Source organism: Paenibacillus sp. FSL R7-0333 (genome assembly GCF_038000365.1).
Classification (GTDB): domain Bacteria; phylum Bacillota; class Bacilli; order Paenibacillales; family Paenibacillaceae; genus Paenibacillus_AQ; species Paenibacillus_AQ silagei.
The window spans coordinates 1,449,668-1,465,968 of sequence record NZ_JBBOBZ010000001.1 but is presented as its reverse complement, the minus strand read 5'-3'; the positions used below and the strand labels follow the sequence as shown (position 1 = coordinate 1,465,968).

9 protein-coding genes are annotated in these 16,301 nt (G+C 55.3%); 3 read left to right on the top strand and 6 right to left on the bottom strand.

Features of this window, described 5'->3' with window-relative positions; genetic code table 11:
- Positions 1-249 precede the first annotated feature (249 nt).
- Positions 250-1,146 (top strand): AraC family transcriptional regulator, encoded by an 897-nt coding sequence (locus MKY86_RS06110; RefSeq protein WP_076076534.1) that lies wholly within the window; start codon positions 250-252, stop codon positions 1,144-1,146.
- A gap of 105 nt (positions 1,147-1,251) precedes the next feature.
- On the opposite strand, the gene MKY86_RS06105 is transcribed toward MKY86_RS06110, so the two are convergent.
- Positions 1,252-2,967: an ABC transporter substrate-binding protein gene (locus MKY86_RS06105; RefSeq protein WP_076076537.1), complete on the bottom strand. Its 1,716-nt coding sequence runs from the start codon at positions 2,965-2,967 to the stop codon at positions 1,252-1,254.
- A gap of 129 nt (positions 2,968-3,096) precedes the next feature.
- On the opposite strand from MKY86_RS06105, the gene MKY86_RS06100 reads away from it, so the two are divergent.
- Positions 3,097-3,957 carry a helix-turn-helix domain-containing protein gene (locus MKY86_RS06100; RefSeq protein ID WP_076076540.1) on the top strand — a complete coding sequence of 287 codons (861 nt, stop codon included), beginning with the start codon at positions 3,097-3,099 and terminating at the stop codon, positions 3,955-3,957.
- A gap of 75 nt (positions 3,958-4,032) precedes the next feature.
- Here the strand turns inward: MKY86_RS06100 and MKY86_RS06095 are convergent, their stop codons facing one another.
- The 4 genes from MKY86_RS06095 to MKY86_RS06080 all read right to left on the bottom strand — a co-directional run bounded on the left by MKY86_RS06095 (position 4,033) and on the right by MKY86_RS06080 (position 9,120).
- The gene (locus MKY86_RS06095; protein WP_076076542.1) at positions 4,033-5,556 is read right to left on the bottom strand and encodes a glycoside hydrolase family 43 protein; all 1,524 of its coding nucleotides are present in this window, start codon (positions 5,554-5,556) and stop codon (positions 4,033-4,035) included.
- A gap of 147 nt (positions 5,557-5,703) precedes the next feature.
- On the bottom strand, positions 5,704-6,369 hold the full coding sequence (locus MKY86_RS06090) for a serine/threonine protein kinase (RefSeq protein ID WP_076076545.1): 666 nt from the start codon (positions 6,367-6,369) through the stop codon (positions 5,704-5,706).
- Positions 6,370-6,548: 179 nt separating this feature from the next.
- Complete coding sequence (locus MKY86_RS06085) at positions 6,549-7,586, bottom strand: Gfo/Idh/MocA family protein (RefSeq protein WP_076076547.1); 1,038 nt, start codon at positions 7,584-7,586, stop codon at positions 6,549-6,551.
- A gap of 1 nt (position 7,587) precedes the next feature.
- Positions 7,588-9,120 carry a DUF5605 domain-containing protein gene (locus MKY86_RS06080; RefSeq protein WP_076076550.1) on the bottom strand — a complete coding sequence of 511 codons (1,533 nt, stop codon included), beginning with the start codon at positions 9,118-9,120 and terminating at the stop codon, positions 7,588-7,590.
- Between the two features lie 317 nt (positions 9,121-9,437).
- On the opposite strand from MKY86_RS06080, the gene MKY86_RS06075 reads away from it, so the two are divergent.
- Complete coding sequence (locus tag MKY86_RS06075; RefSeq protein ID WP_340827769.1) at positions 9,438-10,478, top strand: LacI family DNA-binding transcriptional regulator; 1,041 nt, start codon at positions 9,438-9,440, stop codon at positions 10,476-10,478.
- Positions 10,479-10,591: 113 nt separating this feature from the next.
- Here MKY86_RS06075 and MKY86_RS06070 read toward each other — a convergent pair whose 3' ends face one another.
- Positions 10,592-16,300 (bottom strand): HAMP domain-containing protein, encoded by a 5,709-nt coding sequence (locus tag MKY86_RS06070; protein ID WP_076076555.1) that lies wholly within the window; start codon positions 16,298-16,300, stop codon positions 10,592-10,594.
- Position 16,301 lies beyond the last annotated feature (1 nt).

Sequence of the window (16,301 nt, the reverse complement as noted above, 5' to 3'; positions counted from 1 at the left end):
CTGCGTTGTCTGCGCTGTCTGCGCTGTCTGCGCTGTCTGCGCTGTACTTGTTGTTCGCGTTACTCCCGGCCAGCTCCGGTGTATAACCACTAGCTGCTCGCTTCATGCCCTTCACTGCCTCCCTTGACTTGATAGTTCTACTCTAGCCGCTGGCCGGGGAGTTTCCAATTGACGAAATGCGGGAAGTGATGGATTATATTCTTATTCTGTGTAAGCTTGTTAACCTACTATCTGTTAGGGGGAAGCGGCATGAATCACGGTCATATCCGCAAGCCGGAAGGGTTTGTGGAGGAGAAGCTGTATGTGCTGCCGGAGTACTGGATGAAGGAATTGGAGCAGGAGGAGCTGACCGCCTCCTTGTTCATTACGGACATTGGTTATTTCCCGAATGCCCGTTATCATTTCAGGGAACGCCTGGAAGGCAGCCCGTCCCATATCTTGATCTTGTGTGAAGCGGGGGAGGGCTGGGTGGAGCTGAATCATGGGGAGCAGATGACCATGCAGCCGGGGGACATGGTGATTATTCCTCCACACACCCCGCATCGGTACGGGGCCATGCAGGAAGAGCCATGGAGCATATACTGGTTCCATTTCAAAGGAATTCATGCGGACCGGCTGGTGAAGCTGTTCGGATTGTCGGGTGCTCCCCTCGCACTGGCCCCGAGCGGCAAGGCCCGGCTCATCGAATGGTTCGTTCCTGCCTATGAGCTGCTGGCTGAGCGGACCTACGCCCTGGCTACCCATGTGCACATCGCCCAGACGGCCAGACAGCTGCTCTCCGGCATCGGCATTACGGCAGGCCCGTCCGCGCAGGAGAAGAAACGCGGGACGTATCTGGAACAGGCGATCCAGTATATGAACGGACGGCTGGGCAGCAACCTCACCCTGCCTGAGCTGGCTAAGCAGGTCGGCGTGTCGAAGCAGCATCTGATCTATATCTTCAACGCCGAGACCGGAGTCTCCCCGATCGGGTATTTCCTGCGGCTCAAAATCCAGCGGGCAGGCCATCTGCTCGATCTTACCGAACTCAGCATTAAGGAGGTCGGCTCCGCTATAGGGATCAACGACCCTTATTACTTCTCCAGGCTGTTCAAGAAGATTTCGGGGTTCTCTCCTTCAAGCTACCGGAAGATCCCGAAGGGCTGAATCTGTACTGGAACGAAAAGGGCCTTCCGGGCTAATTTCTCAGCTGCAGGAAGGCCCTTTTTGAATATCTCTGAATATCTCTGCCGCGTAAGCTAAGCGGCTCTGCTACTCAATCTCCTTCCCGGTAAACAGCGAGACTCTCGCTTTAACCAGCTCTGTATATTCCTTCTCCATTTTCTCTGCACCCGCTTTATTCAGCTCCGCAATGAATTCGTCGTAGATTTTATCGAAATCGGCTGTGCTGGAGAGGATGGCTTCGGGAATCCGTTTGTGGACGATATCCTGCGTCTTTTGATAGATTACCTGATAATCCCCATCTGTCGGCACCGGCATATTGTACAGCGCGCCCCATTCCTTGACCGGGAATTCATCCTCCGCCGGGAACAGGTCTTTCCAGGTTGTTGCGTTATACGCAGCCAGGCTCGCTTTCTCCGCACCCGAATATTCGGCCAGAATCTGTTCCGGGAAGTTCGTAGTATAGTAATTGCCTGTAGAATCCTTCACACCGTCCCCGTAGCGGACTCCCAGCGTGGAATACATTCCCACCCCTGTCGCCTTGGTGAAACTTGCTGCATCGTTGACCTTCTGATCGAGAATGTCAGCAGGGATGACGCGCTTCCCGTTCTCCACATTATAATGCTTGCCTTCGATCCCCCAGTTTCTCAGCACCTGGCCTTCTTCCGAGGAGAGCCAGTCCAGGAATTTAATCGCGCGGACCGGATCTTTACAAGCCGTGGTGATACTGATCCCGTAGCCGTCCACTCCGACAGACTGCATGGCGTGATCCTTGTACTCCTCACTCAGCGTAACCGGGAAGTGGGCGTACGTATATTCGTCTTTGCCCGCAGCCTTCAGGGCGTTCTCCGCATCCTGATACTCCCATTCCACTGAGGTAAGCCCCAGCACCCGGCCGCTGGAGATTTTGGATTTGTACTGGTCATCCTTTTGGACAAAGGATTCCTTGTCGAGCAGCCCTTCATTGTACATATGGTTCAGCCAGCGGAAGTACTCCTTCTCTTCAGGCTTCTTATAATGCAGCATCGTCTCGTACGTCTCAGGGTTCACATAATATTCGCCGTCATTGGTTCCTCCGGTGGTGATATCGCCCTGGTTGGTCACCGTAATCATGATCTTCCAGCCGTCAGCATTGACGGTCAGCGGTATGGTCGGCTGCCCGTCCGTCGTTGGATGCTTAGCCACATACGCCTTGAGGACATTCTCGAAATCCTTCACCGTCCGGACTTCGGGATATCCAAGCTCTTTCAATACGCGGTGCTGAATCTGAAATCCGTTCGTCGCATCGAAGCTCTGTTGATCAATGCCGACATTCGTCGGGATCGAATAGATCGCCTGATTATCCTTGCTGTATTTCATCCGGTTCATGTTCCCATCCATGACTTTCTTTATATTCGGAGCATATTTATCAATCAGCTCGGTCAGGTCGATAATGGCTTCGGCATCCACCAGCTTGCCCAGCTCTCCCTTGGCATAGATCATATCAGGATACTCTCCGCTGGCTGCCATCATTGAGATTTTGTCCTGTCCCCCTCCGCTGCCCACATCATATTCCGCGTTCAGGGTAACACCTGTTTTGGCAACAATCTCCTTGCCGATATCATCCTCCATCCTGTTCCAATTCGGACTGGCATCGGCGCCAAAGAAGGTAAACGTTACGGGAGCTGTATCCTTTGCGCTGTTATTTCCGTTCGTTGTATTCTTTGTGTTATTTCCGGCACTGCCGCTGTTGCTGCAGCCTGCCGAAATGAGCAGCATACTTGCCAGCAGACCCATCCCTAATCTTCTTGGCATTTGTTTTTCCATCCGTCTCATCCCCTTTGGTTGAATGCGTTTACAGTTATATTTTAGCGTCACCTTTGGCGGATAACCTTGATTTTCAAGTCGCAGACTAGCATTATATAGACAAATACGTATTTCTGAGGTGGGAGCTTTGTGAGCAATGTATATTTGAACTGGTTCACGACTGACGAGCATTTTCCTTTCTTTATCCAATATGGTGGGCACGAAGAAGACACCTCCCTCCATCAGCATGCAGACTTCTCCGAGCTTGTCATTGTGCTGAACGGACATGCTGCGCATATCGTCAACGACGAAGAGGCTTTTATCAAGAAAGGCAATGTATTCGTGATTAACGGCGGCACTCCCCATGCCTATAAGGACCCTTATGATTTCAGAATTTGCAACATTATGTACAAATCAGGCATGCTTAAGCTGGCCGGACCGGACTTAAGAACGCTGAACGGCTATCAGGCGCTGTTTGTCTTAGAACCCTTTTACCGCAGCATTAACGCCTATAAAAGCAAAATGAACCTCCCCATCGTCAGCCTGGAGGCCGTCTCATCGCTTGTGGCCGGCATGATTACCGAATATGAACAGAAGCAGCACGGCTATCAGACCATGCTCGCCTCCAAATTCATGGAGCTGGTCGTGTATTTGTCCAGACATTATGACATTCAGGAGAAGGGCGTGGACCACAGCCTGATGCACCTCGCCAGTGCGATCTCCTATATTGAGGATCACTATCATGAACCGGTTACTCTTGATGCCATTGCCGCCAAATCGGATATTTCCGTCCGTCATTTGAACAGGATATTCCAGGCGTATTATCTGACTACACCGATTGCTTATATTCAGCGTCTCCGGCTGGAACATGCATGCTCACTGCTCAAGCAAACCAGACACCCTATTACAGACATCTCCTATAGGTGCGGATTTAATGACAGTAACTACTTCGCCCGTCTCTTCAAAAAAACGTACGGCAAGTCCCCGAAGGCCTACCGCAATCAGCAGTAGTTGTGCAGCAGCCAGGTCCATACATCGTTTAACGCAAAAAAGAGCAGCATGTCCCAAGGAACTGCTGCTCACACCTTATACCGCCGGCTGATCCAGCGGCTCATAATCGAACCAGTCATACGCTGCCGGAGCGCCCTGTCCCGTCACGGACGTTGCATACATGGCAACGAATACCCCGGTGAACCCTCCTGAGATTTCGGTGCTGAGATAATGTGTCTCTCCAGCCCCCAGCTCGATCACCCCGGAATCCGGTGCCTCAACCGAGGCTTCTATGCTGCCGGGCAGCGCCTTGATCCTCAGGATGACCGGCCCGTCAGGACACTCCTCCACCTGCTCCACCCGGAGTGAACCGACCGTCCGCCGGAACACGGCGACTCTCTGCCCGCTGGCAGAGCGGATCACCAGCTCATAATGATGCTTCTCGTTCTTGTACACTGTAATTCCGGCTTCTTCCCCTTCATGCTGCGGCTCATAATCCAGCTCTGCTGCTATATTGGCCGTGAAGTGGCTGAGGCGGCGGCCCACAAAGGCAGGTGCGGCGGCTTCATTCAGCGTGGCCTCGTGGCCATGCAGAACGAGATATCCCGGCCGTTCTTCGAGCGACCAGCTTCCTTCTGCCGGATTACGCAGACAAGTCCAGTCCAGCCCCAGCCGGGTATCATCGAAATGGTCTCTTACGGGCTTCGCCGGCCAGCGGACCTCCGGCAGCAGCGGCGAGTCCATAACCGGCTCGATGCGGCCGCCGTTCCCGATAACCGGCCAGCCCTCGGATGTCCAGGTTACGGGAGCCAGGAAGCTCTCTCTGCCCAGATGATGGCCCATCGGATAGGAGACCGGACGGATGCCTAAGCACACCGCCCACCAGCTCCCGTCCTGCGCCTCAACCAGATCGGCATGGCCTGTAGCTTGTATGCTGATTGCCGTACTGCGGTTGGACAGAATCGGATTATGGGGACAAGCAGCATACGGACCATAAGGCTGACGGCTTCTGGCGATGGTCTCCATGTGTCCATACTCCGTTCCGCCTTCGGCGATCATCAGATAATACCAGCCGTTCTTCCGGTACAGATGCGGAGCCTCGGGATGAGCGCCGCCCGTTCCTGTCCAGATCAGCACGCTCCCGGTCAGCATTTCCCCGGTCCCGATATCAATCTCGCACTGGTAGATTCCGTTCCCTTGCCCGCCGTCCATGGCGGACTGGAAATATACGCGCCCGTCCTCATCGAAGTACAGGGAAGGATCAATGCCGCCCTGTGCAATCAGGTAAGGCTCCGACCAGGTGCCTTCAGGATGCTGTGTTTTGACGAAGAAATTGCCCATCCCGCTTACATTCGTGGTCACCATATAGAACCAGCCGTTATGGTAACGGAGGGTCGGCGCGAATATTCCGCCTGAGCTCCACGAATTCTCCAGCGGCAACTGGCTGGGTGTGGTAAGGCAATGGCCGATCTGACGCCAGTGGACAAGATCCCTGCTGTGAAAGACAGGGACGCCCGGATAATATTCAAATGTGCTGGTCACCAGATAATAATCATCCCCTACCCTGCAGATGCTGGGATCGGGATGGAAACCGGATATGATGGGATTGGTATAGTGCATGAAGCCGCGCTCCTGTCCATTTTCAATTGAATTCTAGGTTCTATATCGATTATAAATGGAATCGCTCTGCCAAACCTTCACTTTCAAGTCACGGGAATAGCAAAATCCAGACATGGCCGCGCTTAGTTCCGTGCAGATGTTATATAGTTACCTTTTCAAATGATTGAAGCCGCTCCGCCTCTGCTTCCGCCGACGCCATAACCGGTACCCTCTGCGGACCGTCTCCAGAATCAGGCGCGGAACCGGAAATACCCGGCGGGAAGCCACGGGCCGGTACAACCTGTAATACAGCCGCTTGTAATCCTCCCACATGCTGCAGTCGTCATCCTTCAGGAAATCCGAGACATCTACAATCAGTCCCCGCCCGTCCCGGAGCATCACATTCTTGGCATGGATATCATGCGGGCGCAGCCCGCGGGACCTTGCATACTGAAGCGCGTTGTCAACGTCTTCAATAGCCTGTCCGGTAATGAGAATGCCGCGTTGCATGGAATCGTAGAAGGTGACTCCGCCCAGCCTTTTGAGAACCAGGAAATCCGCTCCGGCATAATAGCACTCCGAGAAGGCCGGATGCTGCCCGAGGCGGCGGTATACCTCTGCTTCTTCCTCAATGCCCGGCCTGCCCGGCGCGTAGATCTTCACTGCGAATTCCTCAGCTCCCTGCCGGCAGAAGACAGCTGCATAATTTCCGGTTCCGAGCACACTCCAGGGCTTTGGTACACCGCTGACCTTCACCGGCTCCAGCGGATTCACGCTCTCAATACTAACCTGTCCCAGCAGCTCGCCCATGATCTGCTCCAGCAGCTTGTCCATCCTTCTCACCCCGCAGCTTAAGTTCAGTAATGACTCTATCCACCCAGTGTACGCTATTCCCCGGCGATCAGCCAATCTTGCCGGCAAGCATGGCGAAGAACCGGACAACAGCTCTCCGGCTCTTCGTATATTTGAACGTACCTGTACACTCGCCCATCATCCACGCCGCCCCCTGGGAGCTATGCCAAATGAATGACCTCATGCTCCTCCGCACTTCGGTAGGTCCCGAATACAAGCTCCAGCGTCTTCAGATTATCTTCGCCGCTCGTCTGGAATTTCCTTCCAGTGTCCAGGCATTCAATGAAATGCGACTGCAGCCGGTAATGACTCTCTTCAAAATCAAGGCCGTTATCCTCTGAAATCGCCGTCTCCAGCCCGTTATTATCAATCAGGCTGAGCCTGCCGCTGCTGTACAGCTTGATCGTTGCCAGATCACCTTCGATAATCAACTGCTCCTTATGGTCCGGCAGCACCGGCAGGGTTAGCGGGCCGGGCAGATTCTGCCGGGTGGCCCAGCTCATATCCATAAGGCCCATATAATCCTCATAGCCAAGGGTGATCAGCCCGGCGTCCTCTCCGGCAATATACGGACTGACCTTCCGGGTCTCTGCATACAGCCGTTTCGGCTCCCCGAATAGAAAGCGCCACGTATCGTACCAATGAACCCCCATCTCATAGAACAGCAGCTTCGGCATCTCCCGGAAGAACGGCTGCGGAAGCTCATTCTCCGGGGCAAACCGCGGTGAATAATAATCCGTGTGGATATAGCGGATCATCTGGAGCCGTCCTGCCGTTCCCTGATCCAGCAGCTTGCGGATGGCCTGAATCGGCTGCAGCCAGCGCCAGTTCTCGGTAACCATCAGCCGGACGCCCGCAGCACGCGCTGTTTCCACCATTTCACAAGCTTCCTCCATGGAACGGGCAAAAGGCTTTTGGCACAGGATATGCTTCCCTGCCCGGGCGGCCAGTCCGACCAGCTCAGGGTGAGTATCCGGCGCGGTAATAATATCGACGATATCGATGTCTGCGGATGTCAGCATGTCTTCCAGCGTGGAGTACAGCATGTCCCCGGGAATCCCGTATGCTTCCGCTTTCCTGCGCAGCTTGTCCGAATCCAGGTCACACAGGCCATGAAGCTGAACGCCGGGGATACGCTGCCATGCCTGCAAATGCTTGTCCGACCAATACCCGGCGCCCACAACACCAACCTTCCACATCTTATTTCGCCTCCAGGTCATACTCATCGCGCAGGCGCGTCATTCTCACCGCCATATATGTCCGTCCCGGCAGATCGACCCTGAAGGTTCCCTGATAGCTGCCCGCAAGCTCATCCACCGTCATGTTCCAGGTATCCAGCAGCTCCACCTTATAGCGGAACTCCGGGTTCATCGTGAACTGGCGGAACTTCGGCCGGTTGAATCCGAAATAATAGAGAACATATTCATCCTCCACCCCGGCTCTGGGCAGATCCCACTCCGAAGGGAGCGGGTTCAGACCCTCAGAAGGCCCTTCTTCCAGCACGCGGCGCAGAAAAGCAATCCGCTCAGGGCTCGTACCATACAGCCGGCCGCCCTTGGCCCACCAGAGCTTATCCTCCGGGTGCAGATAGGTTTCCCCATGTCCGACATACCCTCCACGGACCGCGCCTTCCCAGAAACGGCGGACCATCTCTTCCCCGGTAATATTCCCCCAGCCATGCTCGACATTACCCTCGTAGGCACATTCATCGATCACGACAGGCTTATTCCAGCGCCGTCTCCATTCATCCGTATGCTCAGAGGTCTTGTAAGCATCCACACGCTGAATGCTACAATGCGTAACCCAGGGCTGGTTGAAATCATAGAAGGCAATGCCATTGTGATTAGAGATCAGGTGCCCGTAAGGATCATACGACGTTACAATGTGGGCATACCGCTCCCAATCAGCCGGCATCTTGTTTCTCATGAAGTCATATTCATTGGCCAGCGACCACCAGACATGACGGTATGCGGAGAGCCTGGCTACAAGGTACCGGAGATAGCGGTCATCTGCCTCCTTGCCCATATCCGCGAAGCCCCAACGGTCATACGGGTGGAACAGAATCAGGTCAGCCTCGATGCCCAGCTCCCCAAGATCTGCAATCCGCTCCTCCAGATGCCGGAAGAATGCCGGGTTGAACCGGCTGTAATCCCAGCCTGCTTGGGCCGAGCCTTCATAGGGATAATACTCCGGTTCATTCTCGTTATAGGAGTAGGATTTCGGGAACACGCACATTCTTATTTTGTTAAAAGAAGACGCTTTCAGCGTATCCAGTGTCTGGCGCTCCATCTCGTCCCCCTGATGGGTCCAGGCGTAGCAGGTCGTGCCGACAGGAAGATAGGGCGTTCCGTCCGCATAGGCAAAATGAAAGGTATTCCGCACCCGGACCGGACCGTGATTCCCGCCCGCCGCAGCCGTGCATTCCAGTTCCCCTTCAAGCTCATGCAGCACAGGCTCATTACTGCTGGTCCGGAACGCCCATTTCCCCTGATGCTCCGGCATGAAGCGGATGCGGTATACCCCTTCCCCATCATAGAAGCCCAGAACAAGAACCGAACGTTCTCCCATCGAAAATTCCGCCTGCAGCGCTACCTCCGTAAACGGATTGCCCCCGGCAGGACCTCCTTGCAGTACAATTTCACATACGCCCCACTGTGAAGTCTGGTCAGGTACCGATACAGAGACCTTCCCCTGGAATGCTTCAGCCTGCCCTGCTTCCTTCGGATTAGCCATAAGTCCTGCTCCCTTCTGTATGAATCCTAAGATATACAAATAGCAACATCAAACTAAACAACAACTAAACAAAAATAATATCATTAACTATAAATTTATTATAAAGCAATCCTACAACACCTTCATTCCATCGTCAACGTTCTTATTCAAGCTAAAAAACAGCTTATTCAACTATTATATTAACCTCGATTATATGCCAAATTCACTAAACATAACTAAACAAAAATACAAATTACGCTTCATTGCTAAAATTAGCGCCTTCCCTTACACTAAACATACTTAAGCTACGATGCTGAATGGAGGTCTTGTTATTGAATATGGAGGAGCTTGCCCGGCTGGCCGGGGTCTCCAAAGGGGCCGTCTCGCTGGCGCTGAACGGGAAGCCGGGGGTCGGGCCGGAGACACGCGGGCGAATCCTGCGCCTGGCGGAGACCTACGGATACACCGGCAGGGGAAAAGCAGCGGCCGCTGAGGCGAACCCCACCACCCTGCGGTTCCTGGTGTTCACCAATGCCGGACTGGTCCATCAGGAGTACTATCAGCAGCCCTTCTTCCGGGAGCTGATTCATCATATCGAGGAGCGCTGCCGGATGGGGGGCTACAGTCTGATGTTCTCCGCGATTGAAGAAAAGCACTATGAGCAGGGCATTCAATCCGTGATGGAGGAGCCCACCAGCGGCGTGATTCTGCTCGGGACCAGCCTGGATGCGGCCAGAATAGCCAATATCGCGGACAAGCTGCCCGGCTTGATCGTGCTGGACACCTGCTTCGATGCGCTGCCTGTCCATTTTGTCGAGATCAATAATTATATGGGGGCTTATCAGGCAGGCACCTATCTGACCGGCCACGGGCACCGGAGCATCGGTTATATCGCATCCGAGGAGCGGATTCATAACTTCGGGGAACGGCAGCGCGGGTTCATGGACGCCATGGCGGAGGCGCAGGTGGAGATTCCCCGGAGCAGCCTGCTGGCGGTGCCGCCGACTTTATTTTCCTCCCAGGGACCGTTACGGGACAAGCTGCAGCGGCTGAAGGACAGCGGACAGCCTTTTCCCACCGCCTTCTTCTGTGAATGTGACTACATCGCCATCAGCGCGATCAAGGCGCTCAGCGAGCTGGGCTTCTCCATCCCGGAGGATGTATCCGTCATCGGCTTCGATAATATCAATGAATCACAGATTGTAACCCCGGAGCTGACCACAGTTCATGTGGAGAAAGAACAGATGGCCGCATGGGCCGTGGAGCTGTTCACCGCTTCTCTTCACCGGCAGTCCGCAGTCAGCACCAAGGTCAAAGTCGACACCCTCTTAATTGAGAGAGCTTCCTGCCGGCGGCTCGAACCCTCTGCGGATCAGTAAGCTGCATTCACCGCTTATACGCAAAAAACAGGAGCCAACCCTAACCGCATCATCGCGGCTAAGGGGTTGGCTCCTGTTCCTGTCTGTATAGCATGGGTCCTAATCTTCTTGCTCTATTCGTCCAGCCAGGTACGCATCATCGATAACAGCTGTCCGCTGTTCACCGGCTTGGTAATATAATCCGAGCAGCCTGCTTCCAGGCACAGCTCCCGGTCTCCCTTCATCGCCTTGGCTGTAAGCGCAAGTATCGGGAGGTCCCTCCATTTCGGCTTCTCCCGGATCGCCCGGGTTGTCTCATAGCCGTCCATTCCCGGCATCATGATGTCCATCAGGACAATTCCGATATCCGGCGTCTGCTCCAGCAGCGTGATCGCATCCTGACCGTTCTCCGCAGGGATCACCTTCATCTGATGGCGCTCTAGAATAGAGGTGAGCGCAAAGATGTTGCGGATATCATCATCCACGACAAGCACCTTTTTATACTCGATCATCTCATCCGATTGATACAGCTTCACCAGCTTGTCTCTGGAGGGCGGCGGCAGATTCTCTGCCTTGCGGTGCAGGGCGAGGGTGGATTCATCAATCAGCTGGGCATCCGATTTCACCTCTTTAAGCACCGCCATCTTGGCCAGCTCATCCCATTCGGTTTCTTCCTCCGGCGTCAGCTTCCGGTTCATCTGCACTAGCACGGGGATTCTTTTGTTCCTGGCGTTCTTGTACATCTCCCGGAGGAAGCGGATCAGATTCATGTCTGCCAGGCTGCTGTCCAGCACGATCGCATCGAACGTCTTGCTGTTCAACTGGTTCAAGGCTTTGCGCCCGGTCTCTACGGCGGTGAGTGTAAGATCCGGATTGTCCAGCAGCTCGGCTATATGCTTGCGCTCCTGTTCATCCTGGACGGCGACCAGCAGATTAGCCGTGGTGTGATCCGCGAACCGGTTCAGCCGCTCCAGCGCATTCTCCAGCTCCTCATTGGTGACGGGCTTGCGGAAGTAGTCGTAAGCCCCCTTCTGCAGCAGCTGCACCTCGTCTTCATCCACGGTCATTACGCAGACCGGAATATGCCGCACTCCGATATCGTTCTTGAGCTGCTGAAGCACCAGCCAGCCGTCCGTATCTCCGCCAAGATGCAGATCCAGCGTGATGGCCGACGGCTGGTACTTCTGAACCAGCTCCAGCACATCCCAGCCGCTGGTGGCGATAACCGCTTTGATTCCTTTTTTGTGGAGCATCCCCAGAATGATCTCGTTGAACTTCTGGTCATCCTCAACGATCAGGAACACCCGGTCTCCCGGTTCAATCCCATCGCGGTCATCCGCGAAGGGCTCCTCTTCCGGCTTGACAAGGCTGCTTCTGCGTTTGGCCGGGGTAATGTCTATGACCTCCGGAACATGAGCCTTCGGAGGCTCCGGTTCAGTGAATTCCGCATCTGTCGGCAGGTACAGGTTAAATACGCTTCCCTTGCCCACTTCGCTGTACAGGCTAATCTCTCCGCCGAGCATCTCGGCGATCTCGCGGGAGATGGCCAGCCCGAGACCCGTTCCGCCGTATTCCCGGTTCGTACTGCCGTCCGCCTGCTGGAACGCTTCAAAGATAATCTGCTGCTTCTCCGCCGGAATGCCGATTCCCGTATCACTTACCGAGAAGCAGATGACCGTTGCCGCCCGCTCAAGCGATTCCTTATCCGGGTGCCACCCGTCAGCCGCTTTGCGGATCTGCAGCATAATCTGCCCCTGCTCGGTGAATTTGAAGGCGTTCGACAGCAGGTTCTTCAGGATTTGCAGCAGACGCTTGGAATCCGTAGCGATGCTGGCCGGTACACCGGGATCAATCTTGATCCGGTAGTCGAGCTTCTTGGCATCCACCATATGGCGGAAAGAACGGTCCAGCCCGTCCGTCAGCTCCGCCAGCGAGACTTCGCTGAAATCCGGCGTGATCGTACCGGATTCGATTTTGGACAGATCGAGTATATCATTAATCAGGTTCAGCAGTTCCAGCCCGGAATCCTGAATGGTCTTCGCGAACTTCACCTGCAGCTCATGCAGATTCTCATCCGGATTCTCGGCCAGCTGTTCTGCCAGGAGCAGCAAGGAATTCAGCGGCGTGCGCAGCTCATGGGACATGTTGGCCAGGAATTCGGATTTGTACTTGGAGGTCAGGGCAAGCTGCTCCGCCTTCTCCTCCAGGTAACGCTTGGCCACCTCCACCTCATGGTTCTTGCTCTCCACCTCTGCCTTCTGGAGTACGAGCAGCTTCGCCTTATCCTCCAGCTCGTCATTCGTGCTCCGCAGCTCCAGCTGCTGCTTCTGCAGCTCCTCGGTGAGCGATTGCGACTGGATCAGCAGCTCCTCTGTACGCTGGTTCGCCTGCATCGTGTTAATTACACTGCCGATGGATTCAGTAAGCTGATCCAGGAAGGCAATATCGATATCGCTGTAGGGACGGAAGGTCGCCAGTTCCAGAATCGCCAGCACCTGATCCTCGAAGATGATCGGCAGCAGAATGATATTAAGCGGCGTCGCTTCGCCCAGTGCGGACGAGATCATCACATAGTCGCCCGGAACGTTGGTTAATAGAATCCGCTGCTTCTCAATCAGGCACTGGCCGACCAGCCCCTGCCCCGCCCGGAATTCATTCGCCAGATGCTTGCGGTTCTGATAGGCATAGCTGGCGAACAGCTTCAAGACCGCTTCCCCGCCGGAGGGTTCATTAATATAGAAGACGCCATGCTGCATCGATACCAGCGGAGCCAGCTCGGACAGGATCATCCGGCTGACTGCATACAGATCGCGCTGCCCCTGGAGCATCCGCGAGAACTTGGCCAGATTGGTCTTCAGCCAGTCCTGCTCGGTGTTGATCCGGGTCGTCTCCTTCAGATTACGGATCATCTCGTTAATGTTATCCTTGAGCGTGGCAACCTCCCCGGAGGCGGACACATCAATCGCCCGTGACAGATCGCCGTTAGTCACTGCGGTAGCCACATTGGTGATGGCCCGCACCTGTGTGGTCAGCGTACTCGCCATGTAATTGACATTGTCCGTCAGATCACGCCAGGTACCCGCGGCCCCCGGCACACTGGCCTGACCGCCCAGCTTCCCTTCAGCTCCCACCTCGCGGGCCACGGTAGTCACCTGATCGGCGAAGGTGGCCAGCGTCTCGATCATGTTATTGATCGTATCCGTCAGCTCGGCAATCTCGCCCTTGGCTTCCACCGTCAGCTTCTGCTTCAGGTTACCGTTCGCCACTGCCGTCACAACCTTGGCGATTCCCCGCACCTGATCGGTCAGATTGGTGGCCATGATATTCACATTGTCAGTAAGATCCTTCCAGATGCCCCCGACACCGCGCACCTGGGCCTGTCCGCCCAGCTTCCCGTCCGTGCCGACCTCGCTCGCTACACGCGTCACCTCGGAGGCGAACGAATTCAGCTGATCCACCATCGTATTGATCGTGTTCTTCAGCTCAAGCAATTCGCCTTTGACATCCACCGTAATCTTCTTGGACAGATCCCCGTTCGCTACCGCCGTGGTTACACCGGCAATGTTGCGCATCTGAATCGTCAGGTTGCTCGCCATGAAGTTGACCGTATCAGTCAGATCCTTCCAGGTGCCGGACACATCCTTCACCTCGGCCTGCGCGCCCAGCTTGCCGTCCGTACCCACCTCGCGCGCTACTCGCGTCACCTCGGAGGCGAAGATGGAGAGCTGGTCCACCATCGTGTTAATCGTATTTTTCAGCTCCAGAATCTCGCCCTTGACGTCTACGGTGATCTTCTTGGACAGGTCGCCCTTGGCTACCGCCGTGGTCACATCTGCAATATTGCGCACCTGGTCCGTCAGATTGCGGGCCATGTTATTTACGCCTTCGGTCAAGTCCTTCCAGGTGCCGCCGACTCCCTTCACCTGCGCCTGGCCGCCGAGCTTGCCGTCTGTACCGACCTCGCGCGCTACACGCGTCACCTCGGAGGAGAACATGGAGAGCTGGTCGACCATCGTATTGATCGTGTTCTTCAGCTCCAGAATTTCGCCTTGTACATCCGCAGTGATTTTTTTGGACAGGTCCCCGTTCGCCACCGCTGTCGTTACGACCGCGATGTTGCGCACCTGATTCGTCAGGTTGGACGCCATATAGTTCACGCTCTCGGTCAAATCGCGCCAGGTCCCGGCTACGCCCTTCACCTGCGCCTGTCCGCCCAGCATCCCTTCCGTGCCGACCTCACGCGCCACGCGCGTCACCTCGGAGGCGAAGATCGACAGCTGCTCCACCATGGTGTTAATGGTATTCTTCAGCTCCAGAATCTCGCCGGTCGCATTCACCGTAATCTGCTTGGACAGATCCCCCTTCGCCACGGCTGTCGTCACTTCGGCGATATTGCGCACCTGATCCGTCAGCGTCCCCGCCATGAAGTTCACGCTGTCGGTCAGATCCTTCCAGGTCCCGGAGACTCCCTTCACATCGGCCTGTCCGCCGAGAATCCCTTCCGTAGATACCTCGCGCGCCACACGCGTGACCTCGGAGGCGAAGTTGCTGAGCTGGTCCACCATGATGTTAATGGTGCTTTTCAGCTCCAGAATCTCACCCTTCGCGTCGACGGTAATCGTCTTCGACAAGTCGCCCTTGGCTACCGCCGTGGTTACTTCCGCGATATTGCGCACCTGATTCGTTAAGTTGGACGCCATATAGTTGACGCTTTCGGTCAAATCCCGCCAGGTGCCGGACACGCCCTTAACGTCGGCCTGCCCGCCAAGAATGCCTTCCGTACCAACCTCGCGCGCCATCCGGGTCACCTCGGAAGCAAAGGTCGATAACTGATCCACCATGATATTGATCGTGTTCTTCAGCTCCAGAATTTCACCCTGCACATCAGCGGTAATCTTCTTCGACAGATCGCCGTTGGCCACCGCCGTGGTTACCACCGCGATGTTCCGCACCTGGTTCGTCAGGTTGGACGCCATGTAGTTGACGCTCTCGGTCAAATCCCGCCAGGTGCCGGACACATCCTTCACATCGGCCTGTCCGCCAAGCTTGCCTTCGGTCCCGACCTCACGCGCCACCCGGGTCACCTCAGAGGCGAACATGGAGAGCTGGTCCACCATCGTGTTGATCGTATTCTTCAGCTCCATGATTTCGCCCCGTGCATTGACTGTAATCTGCTTCGACAGATCGCCGTTCGCTACGGCCGTGGTCACCGCCGCGATATTGCGCACCTGATCCGTAAGATTCGTCGCCATATAATTGACGCTGTCGGTCAGATCCTTCCAGGTCCCGGAGACCCCCTTCACATCAGCCTGTCCGCCCAAAATACCTTCGGTACCCACCTCACGCGCTACACGTGTAACTTCGGAAGCGAACGTGCTGAGCTGATTCACCATCCTATTGATATTGCTTGCCGTTCGCTGGAATTCGCCGGTAAGCGGCCGTCCTTCAATCGCCAGCTCCACCTGCTGGGACAGATCGCCCTTGGCTACGGCGTTAATGACCCGGACCATCTCGCTGGTCGGCTGAATCAGGTCAATCACCAGTCCGTTCAAGGAATCGGTCACCGTCTCCCAGGACCCGCCCAGATTCTTTTGCACGAACCGTCTGGACAGGTTCCCTTCCTTGCCGACCACTCTGGCCACCGTCTGAACCTCGTTCACCAGGCTCTCCTGAATATCCATAATCTCGTTGAACGTATCCGCTACCTTACCGGCGATTCCCGTCCGGTCATACGGCATACGGTGGGAGAAATTGCCCTTCTTCATCGCCATTAAGGCGCTCAGCAGTTCACCCGCGTCTATTCCATCGCCCTGGTTTTCTTTGATTTGGTTGTCATCGCTCATA

Excerpts from the sequence above, each read along its gene's own strand:
- MKY86_RS06090 (WP_076076545.1), bottom strand. The coding sequence starts at position 6,369 with ATGGACAAGCTGCTGGAGCAGATCATGGGCGAGCTGCTGGGACAGGTT.
- MKY86_RS06085 (WP_076076547.1), bottom strand. The coding sequence starts at position 7,586 with ATGTGGAAGGTTGGTGTTGTGGGCGCCGGGTATTGGTCGGACAAGCAT.
- MKY86_RS06075 (WP_340827769.1), top strand. The coding sequence starts at position 9,438 with ATGGAGGAGCTTGCCCGGCTGGCCGGGGTCTCCAAAGGGGCCGTCTCG.
- MKY86_RS06110 (WP_076076534.1), top strand. The coding sequence starts at position 250 with ATGAATCACGGTCATATCCGCAAGCCGGAAGGGTTTGTGGAGGAGAAG.
- MKY86_RS06105 (WP_076076537.1), bottom strand. The coding sequence starts at position 2,967 with ATGGAAAAACAAATGCCAAGAAGATTAGGGATGGGTCTGCTGGCAAGT.
- MKY86_RS06080 (WP_076076550.1), bottom strand. The coding sequence starts at position 9,120 with ATGGCTAATCCGAAGGAAGCAGGGCAGGCTGAAGCATTCCAGGGGAAG.
- MKY86_RS06070 (WP_076076555.1), bottom strand. The coding sequence starts at position 16,300 with ATGAGCGATGACAACCAAATCAAAGAAAACCAGGGCGATGGAATAGAC.
- MKY86_RS06095 (WP_076076542.1), bottom strand. The coding sequence starts at position 5,556 with ATGCACTATACCAATCCCATCATATCCGGTTTCCATCCCGATCCCAGC.